Annotated in this window: 17 protein-coding genes and 1 pseudogene; 8 read left to right on the top strand and 10 right to left on the bottom strand. The window is 54.3% G+C overall.

Going from position 1 to position 16,054, the window contains the following annotated elements:
• Window positions 1-121: 121 nt before the first annotated feature.
• From BJP35_RS23920 to BJP35_RS23910, 3 genes are all read left to right on the top strand, one after another.
• Window positions 122-865, top strand: a complete 744-nt coding sequence (locus BJP35_RS23920; protein ID WP_020884117.1) for a 5'-nucleotidase, lipoprotein e(P4) family — start codon at window positions 122-124, stop codon at window positions 863-865.
• Between the two features lie 142 nt (window positions 866-1,007).
• Entirely contained in the window at window positions 1,008-1,994 is a 987-nt protein-coding gene (locus tag BJP35_RS23915) for an MBL fold metallo-hydrolase (protein ID WP_086463611.1), read from the top strand.
• A gap of 13 nt (window positions 1,995-2,007) precedes the next feature.
• Window positions 2,008-2,919 carry a LysR family transcriptional regulator gene (locus tag BJP35_RS23910; RefSeq protein ID WP_047744675.1) on the top strand — a complete coding sequence of 304 codons (912 nt, stop codon included), beginning with the start codon at window positions 2,008-2,010 and terminating at the stop codon, window positions 2,917-2,919.
• Here the strand turns inward: BJP35_RS23910 and BJP35_RS23905 are convergent.
• The gene (locus tag BJP35_RS23905; protein WP_086463610.1) at window positions 2,910-3,794 is read right to left on the bottom strand and encodes a LysR substrate-binding domain-containing protein; all 885 of its coding nucleotides are present in this window, start codon (window positions 3,792-3,794) and stop codon (window positions 2,910-2,912) included. The two genes, BJP35_RS23910 and BJP35_RS23905, sit on opposite strands and share 10 nt — an antisense overlap.
• A 115-nt stretch (window positions 3,795-3,909) precedes the next feature.
• On the opposite strand from BJP35_RS23905, the gene BJP35_RS23900 reads away from it, so the two are divergent.
• From BJP35_RS23900 to BJP35_RS23890, 3 genes are all read left to right on the top strand, one after another.
• Window positions 3,910-5,400 carry a UbiD family decarboxylase gene (locus BJP35_RS23900; RefSeq protein WP_086463609.1) on the top strand — a complete coding sequence of 497 codons (1,491 nt, stop codon included), beginning with the start codon at window positions 3,910-3,912 and terminating at the stop codon, window positions 5,398-5,400.
• Between the two features lie 153 nt (window positions 5,401-5,553).
• Window positions 5,554-5,841 (top strand): VF530 family DNA-binding protein, encoded by a 288-nt coding sequence (locus tag BJP35_RS23895; protein ID WP_032680976.1) that lies wholly within the window; start codon window positions 5,554-5,556, stop codon window positions 5,839-5,841.
• A gap of 7 nt (window positions 5,842-5,848) precedes the next feature.
• Window positions 5,849-7,141 carry a glycoside hydrolase family 10 protein gene (locus BJP35_RS23890; RefSeq protein ID WP_014170106.1) on the top strand — a complete coding sequence of 431 codons (1,293 nt, stop codon included), beginning with the start codon at window positions 5,849-5,851 and terminating at the stop codon, window positions 7,139-7,141.
• Window positions 7,142-7,189: 48 nt separating this feature from the next.
• Here the strand turns inward: BJP35_RS23890 and dsbG are convergent, their stop codons facing one another.
• The 8 genes from dsbG to BJP35_RS23850 all read right to left on the bottom strand — a co-directional run bounded on the left by dsbG (window position 7,190) and on the right by BJP35_RS23850 (window position 13,451).
• Window positions 7,190-7,948 (bottom strand): thiol:disulfide interchange protein DsbG, encoded by a 759-nt coding sequence (dsbG, locus tag BJP35_RS23885; RefSeq protein ID WP_050736814.1) that lies wholly within the window; start codon window positions 7,946-7,948, stop codon window positions 7,190-7,192.
• Window positions 7,949-7,990: 42 nt separating this feature from the next.
• A complete protein-coding gene (locus BJP35_RS23880) occupies window positions 7,991-8,602 on the bottom strand; it encodes a DsbA family protein (protein ID WP_020884110.1) in 612 nt (203 codons plus the stop codon).
• 7 nt (window positions 8,603-8,609) lie between these two features.
• Window positions 8,610-10,643, bottom strand: a complete 2,034-nt coding sequence (locus BJP35_RS23875) for a protein-disulfide reductase DsbD (protein ID WP_086463608.1) — start codon at window positions 10,641-10,643, stop codon at window positions 8,610-8,612.
• Between the two features lie 47 nt (window positions 10,644-10,690).
• Window positions 10,691-11,062: a hypothetical protein gene (locus BJP35_RS23870; protein WP_086463607.1), complete on the bottom strand. Its 372-nt coding sequence runs from the start codon at window positions 11,060-11,062 to the stop codon at window positions 10,691-10,693.
• An 87-nt stretch (window positions 11,063-11,149) separates the two neighbouring features.
• Complete coding sequence (locus BJP35_RS23865; RefSeq protein ID WP_086463629.1) at window positions 11,150-11,710, bottom strand: RNA polymerase sigma factor; 561 nt, start codon at window positions 11,708-11,710, stop codon at window positions 11,150-11,152.
• 5 nt (window positions 11,711-11,715) lie between these two features.
• Entirely contained in the window at window positions 11,716-12,135 is a 420-nt protein-coding gene (locus tag BJP35_RS23860) for a hypothetical protein (RefSeq protein WP_014170113.1), read from the bottom strand.
• A gap of 204 nt (window positions 12,136-12,339) precedes the next feature.
• Window positions 12,340-12,768, bottom strand: a complete 429-nt coding sequence (locus BJP35_RS23855) for a hypothetical protein (RefSeq protein ID WP_086463606.1) — start codon at window positions 12,766-12,768, stop codon at window positions 12,340-12,342.
• A gap of 11 nt (window positions 12,769-12,779) precedes the next feature.
• Window positions 12,780-13,451 carry a hypothetical protein gene (locus BJP35_RS23850; RefSeq protein WP_040019031.1) on the bottom strand — a complete coding sequence of 224 codons (672 nt, stop codon included), beginning with the start codon at window positions 13,449-13,451 and terminating at the stop codon, window positions 12,780-12,782.
• A 180-nt stretch (window positions 13,452-13,631) separates the two neighbouring features.
• Between BJP35_RS23850 and BJP35_RS23845 the strand changes: the two are divergent.
• Together BJP35_RS23845 and BJP35_RS23840 are read left to right on the top strand one after the other, a co-directional pair.
• Window positions 13,632-14,075, top strand: a pseudogene (locus BJP35_RS23845) (oxidoreductase); the annotation flags it as partial.
• A gap of 1 nt (window position 14,076) precedes the next feature.
• Window positions 14,077-15,105, top strand: a complete 1,029-nt coding sequence (locus BJP35_RS23840) for a phage portal protein (protein WP_086463605.1) — start codon at window positions 14,077-14,079, stop codon at window positions 15,103-15,105.
• 332 nt (window positions 15,106-15,437) lie between these two features.
• Here BJP35_RS23840 and BJP35_RS23835 read toward each other — a convergent pair whose 3' ends face one another.
• Complete coding sequence (locus BJP35_RS23835; RefSeq protein WP_256971813.1) at window positions 15,438-15,953, bottom strand: ATP-binding protein; 516 nt, start codon at window positions 15,951-15,953, stop codon at window positions 15,438-15,440.
• Window positions 15,954-16,054: the final 101 nt, after the last annotated feature.

The raw sequence follows: 16,054 nt of genomic DNA, 5'->3' as shown, positions 1-16,054 counted from the left end.
GGCGCTCAAAGGAATGTGCGTCAGAATATGACTCGCCTGCCTCCCTTCATTTTTCTGTCACTTAACTTCAATACGCTTACATGATTTTGATAATGACGTTAAGGAAAGAAGAGTGAATTCAATGGCTAAGGCATTACTGCTGGCATTACCTGTTTTGAGCGCGACCGCCACGGCAGCCGACCACGAAATCTGTGAGCCGAAAGCGTATGAGATGGCGCTGCGCTATCAACAGAAGTCGGCAGAAATCATGGCACTTCAGCTGCAGACCTATCGTTTCGCCACCGAGCGTTTTAACGAAAAAATAAAAGGGCTGACTGCGCCTGAGAACTATGCCGTTGTGATGGATCTTGATGAAACGGTGCTGGATAACACTCCGTTACTGGCGCGTGATGCCGAACAGTGCCACGACTACACGAAATGGGACACCTGGAGTGACTGGGAAAAGCAGGGAAAACCGGGATTAATTCCTGGCGCGAAGGCGTTTCTTGATCGCGTGAATCAAAGTAAGGTCCGTATTTATTATGTATCTGACCGCATGCAGGAAAACAAAGCAGATACGCTCAATACGTTAAAATCCCTTGGCTTACCGCAGGTTTCAGAGGATAGCGTTCTGCTCGATACGGTCAGTAAAGAAGCCCGCCGCCAGAGCATCCTGAAGAAACAGCAGATAATCATGCTCTTCGGTGACAGCCTGCCTGATTTCGCCGCGCAATTTAAAAACAAAAAGCCGAGCGAAGCGCAGCGTGAACTCGTTGAGGCCAGCGCCGATCGCTTTGGCAGTGACTGGATTGTGCTGCCCAATGCCGCGTATGGCTCGTGGTCAAAAGCCACGCTTGAAGGCTGGAAAGCCCCGCTGAAGCAATAACGTCTGGCTTGCCGGGTGGCACATTGCTGCCACCCGACATTTGACCCGACCTATCCATCCCGTTTATAGGTCCTATCATTATCAGGCGGGTTCATATAATTTTACGGAGAAGTAAGATGAGCTCTTTCTGAAGGAGACCCTTATGCTGACCGTAAAAAAACTTGCCCTGACAACGCTGATTTCCAGTTCGTTATTGTTCTACCCTGCGCTTCAGGCTTCGGCAGAAACGCCCCAGCACGTGGTTAAACAGCCTGCCGGGGGGTACAGTGTGCAGGTTGGCGATATTATGGTGACCTCGTTTACCGACGGTACCGTGGCGCAAGACCTGCACAAATTACTTCGTCGGACGACCCCGCAGAAGACCGATGCGTTGCTCGCACAAAATTTCCAGACCAACCCGGTAGAGGTGTCCATTAACGCTTTTCTGATTGCTCTGCCCGGCCACAAGATTCTGGTGGATACCGGCTCAGGCCAGCTTTTTGGCCCCGGTAACGGCGGGCGGCTGATTGAGAGTCTGGCAACGCAGGGGATCGCGCCGCAGGACATCACCGAGATTTTACTGACCCATGCACATTCCGACCATGCCGGTGGCCTGGTTAAAGATGGCAAGGCGGTGTTTACCAATGCGCGCGTTTTTGTCGGCAAACCTGACATCGACTTTTTCTTTAACAACGATAATCAGAAAAAAACCGGCTACGACCAGAACTACTTCGATGTCGCGCAGAAAACCTTAAAACCGTATCGTGATGCCGGCAAGGTGGTTCCTTTTTCCGGAACCTCGCAGCTTCTGCCCGGGATAACCGGCACGGTTCACCCGGGCCATACGCCTGGATCAGCCTTCTATACGCTGGAAAGTAAAGGCGAGAAAATCACCTTTGTCGGCGATATTATCCACGTCGCGGCGGTACAGTTCCCGCAGCCCGCCGTGACCATCGCCTACGACCAGGATCAGGACGGTGCGGCACGTGTCCGCCAGGATGCTTTTGCTGATTTTGTGAAAAACAGAGACCTTGTCGCAGCCCCCCACCTGCCGTTCCCGGGTATCGGTTACGTCACGAAAGGCGAGCACGGCGGTTACGCCTGGGTGCCCGTCACCTATACCAATCGTGACAGCCACAGCGCAAAGTAAAACGGATAACACGATGACGCCCGTTGCTGAGATGGATATCGACCTGATCCTGACGCTGGATGCATTGCTCCAGGATCAGAACATCACCCATGCGGCCGCGCGGCTCGGCATCAGCCAGCCCGCGATGTCCGCCCGTCTGGCGCGCCTGCGTTCGCTCTTTGGCGAACCGTTGTTTATCCCTTCCCCACATGGACGTGGGGTGTTGCCCACGCCCAGAGCGGAGGCGCTGCGACCGCAGGTCATGACCGTATTGCGGGGCATTAACGCGATGTTTGCCCCCACCACCTTTGATGCGCAAACCAGCCAGCGGACATTTGTGATTGCCCTGCATGAAAATCCGGCCCTGATGCTGGGTGCGGAACTGCTTAATCAGTTCCGGGCCCATGCCCCGGGGATCCGCTTGCGATTCGCGCTGCCAGAAATGGCAACCCTGCCACAGCAGCTGGAAAAGGGTGATGTGGATGTCTATATCGGTGTGAGCACCGGCGCGCACGACGGCTGGGTCAGACGTAAACTTTTCGATGACCAGTTTGCAACAGCCCAGCGGAAAGGCCACCCCCGTGGTGTCGGGCCACTGGATCTGGAGCACTATTGCGCGCTCTCTCATCTGGTGGTCTCTTCAGAGGGTGACCCGTTTACCGGCTTTGTGGATCAAACCCTGGGCGGACTGGGCTATCAGCGCAACGTGGTGATGTCCACGCAGAGCTACGCCATGGCACCTCCGCTTGTCGCCAGCACGGACCTGCTCTGCACCTTACCGGAACGTATGCTGCAACGCTTTGCCTCGACGCTGGATATCTTTCCCCCGCCGCTGCCGCTGCAGCCGATTACCATCAGCATGTACTGGCACCCGAAAAACAGCCAGGATCCGGCAAGCCTCTGGCTACGCGAGCAACTGCTGCTGGCCGCGGGACGTCAGATGTGATCGAGGGTGTGCAGAAATTTCTTTAACACCTCTGAGCGAATGATCCGGTGGCACACCAGCTTCAGCTCGCTTTCCCTGAGCCTGTCAAGGATGTCGACGTACACGACATTCTCCACGCTGACCGCCCTGGCGGAGGCCGGCAGTAGCGCCATGCCAAACCCCGCAGAGACCAGGCTGATGACAGTAGGTACGTCGGTGGCGTTTTGTACCACCTCAGGCTGGAAACCTGCACCGTAACAAACGTCATAGAAGTACTGTTCGAGGCCCATTCCCTCCGGGTCGCGCAGGGAGATCCATTTTTCATCTTTCACCGAGGCGAGCGTAAGCGCGGACGATTTCGCCAGAGGGTGCTGTGAAGAGAGCGCCAGCACCGTTTTCTCGGACGTAAACGGGCGGCTTTGCAGGTCGTCTGGCAGAGACGGCAGCGGTGCCCGGATGATGGCCACATCCAGCTGGTTGCTTTGCACGGCGGTATAGAGCGTCTGCACATTCCCCGTCATTAGCGACATGGTTATGGCAGGCCACCGACTGTGCATCTGGCGCAGCGCGGCAGGCAGCCTGGTGTCAAACATGGCGCTCGATACGCACCCGAGATTCAACACCCCTTGCTCCCCCCTCGCCGTTTGCCTGGCGTCCAGCACCGCCTGTTCCGTCAGGGCGATGGCCAGCCTGGCTTTCTCCAGGAAAGCTTCACCGGCCGGCGTCAGGGTTAAACGGCGGTTCGCCCGGCTAAAGAGCGTAACGCCTAACCGTTCCTCTAACGTTTTAATCTGCTGACTCAGCGCGGGTTGTGCCATGTTCAGGCGCTCCGCAGCCCGGTGCATGTGAAGCTCTTCCGCAACGACAATGAAATTACGCATCTGACGAAATTGCATAACGCTTCCCCGGATTTTTTGATAACAAATTTATTATCAAAATAGCAGTAATGATGCAATTGATGCTATTGGCTATTGCCATAAAAATGGAGGCATGCAAACACGGGAGGAAAAAATGGAAAGCCCAGTCAACGATCTCAGAAGTGCCATCGCGTTACTGCAACGCCATGAAGGACAGTATATTGAAACGGATCATCCGGTCGATCCCAACGCAGAGCTGGCGGGTGTTTATCGACATATTGGTGCGGGCGGCACGGTGAAACGCCCTACCCGAACGGGCCCGGCCATGATGTTCAATAACGTTAAAGGCTATCCGGATTCGCGTATCCTGGTGGGCATGCACGCCAGCCGGGAAAGAGCGGCACTCCTTCTGGGATGTGAACCCTCGACGCTCGCGCAGCACGTCGGTCAGGCCGTGAAAAACCCGATCGCGCCGGTTGTTGTCCCGGCATCGCAGGCCCCTTGCCAGGAGCAGGTATTCTACGCTGACGATCCTGATTTTGATCTGCGTAAACTGCTTCCGGCCCCGACAAATACGCCGATTGATGCTGGCCCATTCTTCTGTCTGGGGCTGGTACTGGCAAGCGATCCGGAAGACAGTTCGCTGACTGACGTCACGATTCACCGTCTCTGCGTTCAGGAGCGCGATGAGCTTTCCATGTTCCTGGCCGCGGGGCGCCACATTGAGGTCTTTCGTAAAAAGGCTGAAGCAGCCGGAAAACCGCTGCCGGTGACGATCAACATGGGGCTCGACCCGGCGATTTATATCGGCGCCTGCTTTGAAGCGCCCACGACGCCGTTTGGTTATAACGAACTGGGCGTTGCCGGGGCGCTGCGTCAGAAACCGGTCGAACTGGTGCAGGGCGTGGCGGTAAAAGAGAAAGCGATCGCGCGGGCTGAAATCATTATCGAAGGCGAACTGTTGCCAGGCGTGCGCGTTAGAGAAGATCAGCACACCAACAGTGGCCATGCAATGCCGGAATTTCCGGGCTACTGCGGCGAGGCAAACCCTTCTTTGCCCGTCATCAAAGTGAAAGCCGTCACCCTGCGTCACCAGGCAATCCTGCAAACGCTGGTGGGGCCAGGTGAAGAGCACACCACGCTCGCTGGCCTGCCAACGGAGGCCAGCATCCGCAATGCCGTTGAAGAGGCCATTCCTGGCTTCCTGCAAAATGTCTATGCGCATACCGCGGGCGGCGGTAAGTTCCTCGGCATTCTGCAGGTGAAAAAACGCCAGCCATCCGATGAAGGACGTCAGGGACAGGCGGCGCTTATCGCACTCGCGACCTATTCCGAGCTGAAAAACATCATTCTTGTCGACGAAGACGTGGATATTTTCGACAGTGACGACATCCTGTGGGCGATGACCACCCGCATGCAGGGAGATGTCAGCATCACCACTATTCCAGGGATCCGCGGCCACCAGCTGGATCCGTCGCAGTCGCCGGATTACAGCACGTCGATTCGCGGAAATGGCATTTCCTGTAAGACCATCTTCGATTGCACGGTACCGTGGGCGCTGAAGGACCGCTTCGAACGCGCGCCGTTTATGGAGGTTGACCCACGTCCGTGGGCACCAGATTTGTTTGACACACAACACGCCTAGCGCGTTCGCGATACAGAGGAGCGTATGGCTTTCGGGTCATACGCTCTTCTGTTTTTCATCGCAGGCAAAAAGGGAAATTGCCGCTTCCCCTGCTTTCTTGTACCCTTTCGTCGTTAACCCCAACCCCACAAGAACTGAGACATCCGGACGCTTATGACTGCACACCTTTCTAAAGACCCTTTACATGGCGTAACGCTGGAGATGCAGGTCAATGCCCTTGTTGCACGATATGGCTGGTGTGAGTTGGGCGATCGAATCAAAATTAACTGTTTCAGAAAAGACCCAAGCGTTAAATCGAGCCTGAAATTTCTGCGCCGCACGCCCTGGGCTCGCGCAGAAGTTGAAGCCCTGTATCTTGATTCCCTGAATGATGAGGGGATCGCAGAACCGGACGAACCCGCCTTTAACCCCTGGGCTAACAGTCGGATAACCAAGAGCTAAAACGCAAATGACGCGACATGTAAAACGGATTGGTGCGCTGACTGCCTGCGCACTTTTACTTGTTAGTTGCTCCTCAAAACCACCAAAATCACTGGTAACGCCTCTCCCGACCGCGAGCAAACCGACCCAGCAGGCTAACGAGCCGATGCGTGGGATCTGGCTGGCAACCGTCTCACGCCTGGACTGGCCCCCGGTGGCCTCAGTGAATGGCCGCGATGCGCAAGACCGTATCGCGATGCAAAAACAGGCCCTGACGAACAAGCTCGATAAGCTTAAGCACCTCGGTATCAATACCGTGTTTTTCCAGGTCAAACCGGACAGCACGGCGCTCTGGTCGTCTAAAATTCTGCCGTGGTCAGATATGCTCACCGGCAATATCGGCGAGTACCCGGGATACGATCCGCTGCAGTTTATGCTCGATGAAGCGCACAAGCGCGGCATGAAAGTCCATGCCTGGTTCAACCCTTACCGTGTTTCAACCAATACCAAACCGTCGACCATTGCCGCACTGAACCGCACGTCGTCATTGCACCCTTCCAGCGTTTATGTCCAGCACCCGGAATGGATTCGTATTGCCGGCGATCGTTTTGTGCTCGACCCCGGCATTCCGCAAGTGCGTGACTGGATAACGCAGGTGGTCACCGAAGTGGTTGCGCACTATCCCATTGATGGCGTGCAGTTTGACGACTATTTCTATACCGAATCACCGGGATCCGCGCTCAATGACGCGCAGACTTTCAGACAATACGGTCAGGGATTTGCCTCTAAAGCAGACTGGCGCCGCCACAATACACAGCAGTTGATTGTGCAGGTCTCCCGGGCCATTAAGCAGACGAAACCGGGCGTGGAGTTTGGTGTCAGCCCGGCTGGCGTATGGCGTAACCGCTCATTCGACCCGGCAGGCTCAGACACGCGCGGTGCCGCAGCCTACGATGAATCCTATGCCGACACGCGTCAGTGGGTGCAGCAGGGTCTGCTGGACTATATCGCGCCACAAATTTACTGGCCTTTCTCCCGGGATGCGGCGCGCTATGACGTGCTGACGAAATGGTGGGCAGAGGTGGTGAAACCGACGCATACCCGCCTGTATATCGGCATTGCGTTCTACAAGGTAGGCGAACCGTCGAAAAATGAGCCGGACTGGACGGTTCAGGGCGGCGTGCCGGAGCTGAAAAAACAGCTCGATCTCAACGATTCACTGCCCAACGTGAATGGCACGATCCTGTTCCGCGAAGATTATCTTAACCAGCCGCAGACGCAGGAAGCCGTCAGCTACCTGCGCGGACGCTGGGGTAGCTGACCGGTCAACCCCAGGCAGAAACACCCTGTTTCTGCCTGTTTTTTTTTACTACGGCTTCGGCCCAAACATCGCCTCAAGCTGTTTCTCATCCGGCATGCCGACCACCTGCTGAAGCTCATTATCGGCATTCAGATAATAAATAGCGGGCGTAGCGTTCGCGCCCAGGTTGTCCATTAACGTCTGGTGTTTTTGCAGTATGTTGACGGTTTCACGGGATGCAGTACCCTGCGGTTTTGGCAATTTTTTCCCGCCTGAAAGCTCGTAATCACGCCAGGCCGAAACGGGATCTTTCGCATTCAGGATAGCGGAGGCATTACGCCCACTGTTGGGGTTGAGAAACGCCACCAGCAGCGTATTAAGCTGCACCTTGCCCGCCTTCACCCAAGGCTGCGCCTCGGACCAGAATTGCTTACAGTACGGGCAGAACGGATCGGCAAAGACGAAGACTTTGCGCGGAGCGTTATCCGCCCCCTCTTTCAGGGGATGCGCCGCGTTCAGTTGCTTCCACATTTCGCGTCCCATCGGGGCGTAGATCTCTTTCTGGAAATAGCCTTCACTCAGGTTTTTTCCCTTTTCATCGTACAGATAGCCAGAAATTACGTGCTTGCCGTCAGGGGTTAAAAACAGCGTAACGCCCATATCCTGATACTGCCCCAGCCAGGCCGGCGCGCCCCCTGGTGCATCAATTTTCTTAATGATTTTGATATTCTGCTGCTCGCTGAAGAGCTTCACCACATCCGGTATCGCTTCAGCGGCCTGCGCCAGCCCTGACGTTGCCAGCACCGACAGTAACAGTAATTTTTTCATTTTCCGCTCCGGGATCATTGGGGACGAACCGCCCCCTTCACGTTAACGATTTTTCAGTGCGTCACTGACCATTTCATCGAACTGCTCAAAAGGAACCCAGCCCGGGAGTAACCCTTCGCCAATCAGCGTGGCCGGTGTTCCCTGGATACCCATCTTTTCGGCGATGATCAGGCTGCGTTTGATCGTCACCAGGCTCTCATCATCAGGCGTTGTGACGTTCACCCCGGCCCGTTTTTGCGCCTCCTGAATGCTGGCGTCATCGTGATATCCCTTTTTGGCCATCAGGGTATGGTTAAATTTCATAAACTGCTCAGGATGCGCGCGCCAGACGGTTAAGGCATCGCGTGCTGAGGTCAGTGAACTTTCCGACCGGAAAGGCAAAAACTTAAATACCACCGCCACATCCGGGTGTTTTTCGACGATCTTTTCCAGGTAAGGATCGAATTTCTTGCAGTACGGGCAGTTGTAATCCGTAAAGACCACCAGGGTGAGCTTCGGATCCTTAGCGCCAATGCGCGGCGAGTCCGGGTCGTTAAACAGAAAGTCATAAACCATCTTCTGTGCACGTTGCTCCTGTTCCGGCGTCATGGTCTGCGCCGCCATCACCTGCGCTGAGGTCAACAGTAGCAGAAGCGTAATAAGAATTCTTTTCATAATACATTTAGCCTTTAGCGTTGTTCAGGGTGGCAATAAGCGTGTCTTTATCCAGCAGCGGCGAAAGCATCTCCCCCTCAGGGAAGCCCGGGCCGTACACCTCGTTAAACGGGATGGCGTAACGGTTTCGCTTTTCAAGAAATTCGGCGATAAACGCTGACGGCTTACTCCAGTCGCCACGCAGCGCCACCACGTCCGACTGGCTAAGCGCGGCAATAACGTCAGGCTGATTCAACACCCGATGCTCGTTTACCTTGCAGGTAACACACCAGTCCGCGGAGATATCCACGAAGACCCGTTTGCCCTGCGCAAGGGCACCCTGAATAGCGTCTTCACTGAGCGGTTGCCACGGGATTGCCTGAGCGACGCTTGCGGTGTTTGTTACAGGCGGTGAGGTAAGCACCCCGCGCAGCTGGTACCCGCCAAAAGCTGACAGCGCGATCACCACGCACCAGAACAGCGGCGAGGTTTTCTGCCCGGTCATCGCAAGCAGTGCGATAGCGACGACGATAAGCACTAACATCACGCTCTGGCTCACCGCCTCACCCAGATGCGGGCTAAGCAACGTCACCAGCCACAGGCTGGAAGCCAGCATCATCAGGCCAAGAATAATCTTCAGGCCGTTCATCCAGCGACCGGGTTTTGGCAGCAGCATGGCGGTTTTTGGAACCAGCGCAACGAACAACCACGGCAAACTCATCCCCACGCCGAGCATCAGGAAGATAAGCCACAGGGAATGCAGCGGTGCGCCAAGGGCAAAGGCCACCGCCGTGCCGAGGAACGGCGCAGAACATGGTGTGGCCAGCAGCGTGGCAAACATCCCTTCGCAGAAACTGCCGGCAAGCCCCGTTCCCCCTGCCGTTGCCAGCCGTCCTGCGGCGGCAGAAGGCAGCAACATCTCAAACGCCCCGAACAGATTGAGTGCAAAGAGGAAAGTTACCGCGACCATCAGGCCAATAAACCACGGATTCTGGAACTGAATACCCCAGCCCAGCGAGGCACCGGTCAGCTTCAGTGCGGTTACCATTGCGGCCAGCAGCATAAAGGAGACCAGGATCCCGGCACTGGTTGCCAGAAAACGGAGCCTGATCATCCGTCTGTCTGAGCCCGCATGGAGCACGCTGTTGAGCTTCATGCCCATCACCGGCAGCACGCAAGGCATCAGGTTCAGGATCAACCCGCCCAGTAGCGCAAAGAGCACCATTTTGCCGGTTCCCTCAGACACGCCCGCCGCTGACGGTTCCGCGGGCGTTGCCCCGACGGTCATCACGGTTTGCTGCGCTTTATCGCCATTGGTGAGCACAAACGACAGCGTTTTCCCCTGCAGCGAAGTGGGTTTATCTCCCCACTCATCGGTCACGGGCACCGTTACCCGAAGCTGATTGCCGTCGGATTTGAGGGTCGGTTCACCGGGAAGAATGTCGCCTTCCAGCGGGTCAAAATAGATCCCTGGTTTGTTCCATTGACCTTGTGTGGTTCCCGTAATGATCAGCTTGTCGTCTGATAACCAGGCTGACAGGTCTGCGGACACGCCAGATGTCGCGGGAATAGCCTGCATCGCGCGTTCAAAGGCGTGGCTGAATCCCTCATCCACCGGCTGGTTAAAATCAAGATGCAGCTTATAGTCCGTCAGCAGACAGACATTACTGCACGTGGAAAGGGTAAGCGTCCCGTCGAGCGCATCCCCCGTCGCACCGTCGAGGGTTATGGGGATGATGACCTTATCGTGATAGCCCTGGGTGGTCATCCCGGAGATATCAAAGCGCGAAGGCACCGGCCAGTGCCAGTCATCCGTTACGCCAGTAGGCCAGGTGATTTTCGGGGCTACGCCGCCCTCGCCGGGTGAACGCCAGTAGGTTTTCCAGCCGGGCTGCAGCTCAACGGTGAGCAGCGCGAGGATGCGGTTTTGCTCCCTTTCCGCCTGAACGCGGATCCGGGCATGATCGTTTTGCGGGGAAACCAGCCAGCCTGTATCCGCCGCATGGACAATGCCAATGCAGGACAGCCACAGGAAGACGAATCCCCTGAAGAGGTTAAACATGTTTTACTCCGTGAATAGTGAAAATTATCGTGTGGTGACGATGCTTTTCATTCACGGAAAACGCAGTTTTTGAGGTGTATTCGGGGAGGCGGTGCCTGAACGGGCTGTTCTCTCGGAACGCATGCCCGCCCCTGCGTAAACAACTGAAGTAGCGCGAAGAAGATGATAATCGCCGGTAGCGCACCATCAAAGAACAGAGGCTGAGCACAAAGCAGCGAGTGTGCGCCTAACTGACACGGCGATGGCCCGGACGGCTCAGCGTCGCTGGTTTGAGCCGGGGCATCAGGAATCAGGGTCGTTTGCGGATCCAGTCCCTGCAAAAAATGGTTGAGATAAACCGCACGCTGCACCAGGCAAATAGCCATCGCCACACATGTGATTATCAAAAGCCATTTTCCCAGAAGCTGACGGTTGCGCATAACGTTCCAAATTTACCAGACGCCCCGATCATAAACGATAGTGATGAATCTACAAGTCCTGATAATGTAAGGTTTTGTCTGTCGGCGTTACTCACCGGTCAGCGCATCATAGACGTCCCGCAGTCGCGTGCGCAGGAAAAGCACCGCCTTGTGCTTACGCGATAACAGCGCCTGCTCGCTGGCCCCGGTTTCCTCTGCCAGCATTTTAATGCTGTAGCCCTGGAGCTCCGTTTTTTCAAAAACCTCGCGCTGAGGCGGCGGAAGTTCAGACAGCGCCTGACCCAGTTCTTCCCACAGCAGCGTTTTGAGGTACTCCTCCTCCGGCGTATGCGGGACACCGAACAGGGTTTCCGCCAGTTCATCTTCGGGGAAGTCCTCATCATCATCCCCGGTAAAATATCCTGAAAGAGAGACCTCACGTTTTTTTCGTGCCCGGTCGGTCATCTCATTACGCGCCGCGCGAAACAGCCAGGCGGCGACGTTTTCGACCGGCTGCTCCACTTTCATCAGCTGATAGGTGACTTCCTGCAAAATATCGTCGGCATCATCGCGCACGGACGTTCGTCCGCGGATAAAGGCTTTCAGCCGGGCGCGGCAGGCATTAAGCGCCGACATCAGCAATGACTCTCCCGCCAGCCCGGTTTTCATCTCGCTCACTCTGCTTCCGGCGTTTTCGGCGCGCTGTCGTCGCGTTTATCTTCGCGATGACCGTGCCAGCCGCAGTGCCCGCGACCATGGCGACCAAAGCCTTCGCGACGCTGCTGAATAAACGCCTCACGCTGTTCGGGGGTCATGTTCATCCAGCGTTCGTGCATACGACGGTGCGCGCCGAACATCCCCGGGCGGAAGCCCAGCCCACCGAACAGGATCCGGCTTAATACCAGAATCCCCAGCGCCTGCCAGAAACCGATGGCTTTCACGCCAAGAATGGCCGGGAGTAAGGCATTCCACAGGGTCATGACCACCAGTCCAAGCACAAGGACGATTACCGCGCCTATCACCAGCCCTTTACCCATACGGTGGCGGCCAAACCCGCGTCCGTGCCCTCTTCCGTGCATATCGAAATCTCTCATGGTGTTTACCTCATTTACAGTGATTGAGTATGGCTTGTGATGAGGTAGACGGATAAGGCGGGGAAATATTGCTGGGGAAATGGGGAATTTTTGAGGCTTGTGGAAACGCGGTTTTTGCCGGGTGACACTGGCGGGGTCAGCAAAAACGGCGTTAAAGTATCTGCAAACTCGTGCACCTGATGCATGCACAACTAACATTGAAAATTAATTTGCCCAATTAATGATTTCGTCCAGCCCTAAAAGTAGTGCAGGAAAGTAACTTTCATCCAGCCCAAGAATATCGTTAACAACTACACTTTCGGCAGGGTTTTCCGGTCTGAGAGTTAATGTCAAAAGCACCCCCCGACCAACAGATGAGGGTGAAAATATCAGGTTTAACTGGTTCTCCGTGCTATCAAAAACCACGTCCTGCGCTTTAACGCCATTAACTAAATTCGCATGTAAATTTTTGAGCTTATCTTTTAAAGCTCTAAGTTCACCGACATTAAAAGAAGCCTTATATTGAGCCTTAAGCTCTGGTAGCTCATACTCTACATAAGTTTGTATCCAGTCATACGCTGGGGCTTCGGGTGTATTTTCCCGCTCAAAGGGGGTAATCCGAAGTACTTTCCTGTCGCTAATTATTTCAATCATATTCAGTTCCATCACTTGTATAGAAAGTGAGTTATTGTCCAGTCTTTTTCACGCACCAACACCTCTAGTGTGTATTTTTTATAAATATAGGTGCCCTTTTCTGCCCGATTCTCTACGAGTTTATATATTTCTGATTCGTAACGAAAAAGCCCAGGGACCTTTTGAGGGTCAGGAGTTCTTTTTCCGTAGCGAATAACTTTTTCCTGAAGTTGCAAAGGAACATAGCGCCCGGGATTAAGCATATGTTTAGCAGGGGTTTCAGTCATTTTAAGAGACTGTGCAGATAAGCCCATTTTCAGGCGTCCACGCAAGAGACTGATGGTAGCCTCGCTGAGTCTCACAGTTACGGCGGTTTTGACACCACTCTCCAGTAATGCTTTACCTGCGCGGAAAAGACGAAATGCGCCAAAGGCAATTAAAGCGAGGTCAGTTGGATCAATCAGAGGGGCTTCTAATGGCGCTTCTTCCAGCCTGATGAACACACCATCAGCATCATATATCTGCCATAAACCGGGCGCCTGAGCGACGGAGTAGCCAATACACATTCCACTCTCATCATCTACGATAGGCTTAGAATTCAGTGGAGGATTGCGAGGTCGAAACTGGAAGTATTCACCGGAGGGTAAATTTGACTGGAAGGTGTAGTAGCGTCCGGGCTCGTCTGTAGCCAATCCAACAGTCATTAGCATGATTTCCTTTTGACTAAATCTTGTGGTCATCATAATTGACGTTTTCGTTTCATTCCACTTTTCATGACTCGAGCTTAAGTCGCATTTAACGCTAACGCCTCATTGGGATAGTCGTTCAACCTCGCCAATACTGAAAGCAAATTTCTTCAGCGCCTACGGCAACTTACTGTCGACCAGCGTTATCAGTGGAAAGGTATGGGGTTTGCCGAACAGGCCGAGGTCGTCCGGGCGTTGACCAGGAAATACACCGTCAACTATATCTGCTTCGATGCAACCGGGATCGGCCTGTGTGTTTACCAGCTCGTGCGCTAATTCTTCCCTGCGGCGCGCGCCATCCGCCACACGCCGGAAATGAAAACCGCAATGGTGCTGAAAGCGAAAGACAGCATCGGGCGCGGATGTCTGGAATACGACGCAGGGGCGACCGACATCACGCAGTCATTTATGGCTATCCGCAAAACCATGACCAGCAGTGACCGCTGCGCCACCTATGAAGCCAGCCGCAGCGAGGAAGCCAGTCACGCGGATATCGCGTGGGCGACCATGCACGCGCTGTTAAACGAACCGCTTTCCGCCGGTAGCGGTATGCATTCCACCTCAATTCTGGATATGAACTAACATGAAAAAACGACATAAAAACCAGTCAAAGCAGACATCAATCATGACCGCCAGCGCATCACAGAAAATGGAGGCGTTCACTTTTGGCGAACCGTCACCCGTTCTGGATCGCCGCGACATTCTCGATTATGTCGAGTGCATCAATAACGGCAAATGGTACGAACCGCCGGTTAACTTCTCCGGGCTGGCAAAAAGCCTGCGCGCCGCCGTACACCACAGCTCCCCGATTTATGTGAAGCGCAATATCCTGACGAGCACCTACATTCCGCACCCGTTGCTGTCACGTCAGGACTTCAGCCGCCTTGTGCTCGATTATCTGGTCTTTGCTAATGGCTATCTTGAAAAACGCATGAGCGTGACCGGTCAGCTCTTTAAGCTGGAAACCTCACCGGCCAAATACACCCGACGTGGTATCGAGGATGGCGTTTACTGGTATGTATCGAATTTTTCTAACCCGCACCAGTTCGCCCCCGGCTCAGTTTTCCATTTGCTTGAGCCCGACATCAATCAGGAGCTTTACGGGATTCCGGAATACCTGAGCGCGCTTAATTCCGCCTGGCTGGCTGAATCCGCCACGCTGTTTCGTCGCAAGTATTACCAGAACGGCGCGCACGCGGGTTACATCTTGTACGTCACCGACGCGGCGCAGAGCAGCACAGACGTTGAGTCGCTGCGCTCCGCAATGCGTGACTCGAAAGGGCTCGGGAATTTCAAAAACCTGTTTTTCTATGCCCCCAACGGGAAACCGGATGGCATCAAGATTGTCCCGCTGAGTGAGGTCGCCACGAAGGATGACTTTTTCAACATCAAGAAGGTAAGCGCCGTTGACCTGCTCGATGCGCACCGCGTGCCGTTTCAGCTCATGGGCGGCAAGCCCGAGAATATCGGCTCAATGGGTGATGTCGAGAAGGTGGCGCGGGTGTTTGTGCGTAACGAGCTGACACCGCTGCAGGAGCGTTTCAAAGAGATAAACGACTGGCTCGGAATGGAGGTGATCCGCTTTAAGGATTACGGTATCGAGGCCGACTAAATCCCGTCAAAAATGCCGCCTCCGGGCGGCACATCCTCAGACCTCGCCAGAAGCCGCACAAGCCGCGCAACCGCATCAACATCTCATTGGCCATCCTCACAGCACAGCGCGCCACCACGACGCGCAAAGACGCGTAAAATAAATCCTGACACCACTCCTGGCGCGCAGTGCTACCCCCGCCTCGCCTACCCGCTTAAGAGGGCACTTTTTATGCAGGTGCAACAAGAGTTCCAAGCCGCACCAGCTATGGCTATTTCAACCAAATGCTGACATGTGAAAAAAATGCAAATTAATGCACCATTAATTCAGAATAATGTGGTCAGTACACAAGGCTACTTCCATTCTTCAGAATATATTGCGTCTGATGAGCGTGGGCTCGGTTCAGCTTGATAAATAGAAATCCTTAGAGGGAGATTAAATGCGGAACCAAATGCAATCGCATCCCCCCTTGGTAGACCAGAAACTTGGCGAATCATTAATTCGTTTCCGCTTTCCATCGCATAACGGAGCGCTTGTAAGTCACGCTCATTAGTCAGTCGTAGTGTGAACCAGTTCGAACACATGGCTAATACTGTTGAAGACAGCTCAGAAGGACGCTGAGTACTTACGATCAGGGAACACTTGAACTTGCGACCTTCCTTTGCCAAACGCTCGTAAGCTTTGATTTGTGCATCAACTTCAGAGTATGGATCTCTCAAATAATGATGAGCCTCTTCAAGAAGTAACACTGTTGGATAGGCTTTGTTTTGCCCTCTCAAGAAAAGAACTTCTGCAAACATTTCGAGTAATGCACTCAACAGCATTGGAGCGTGGTCTTGTGACTGAATCGCCACGGGTTTAACAGACACCTCAGAGTCATTTAAGATGACTTAAAGAGAGGTGCCCATGAGCGGTAAACGTTATCCCGAAGAGTTTAAAATTGAAGCAGTCAAGCAGGTTATTGATCGCG

The organism is Enterobacter sp. J49 (assembly GCF_002148625.1).
Classification (GTDB): Bacteria; Pseudomonadota; Gammaproteobacteria; order Enterobacterales; family Enterobacteriaceae; genus Enterobacter; species Enterobacter ludwigii.
This window is presented reverse-complemented; position numbering and strand designations above follow the sequence as displayed.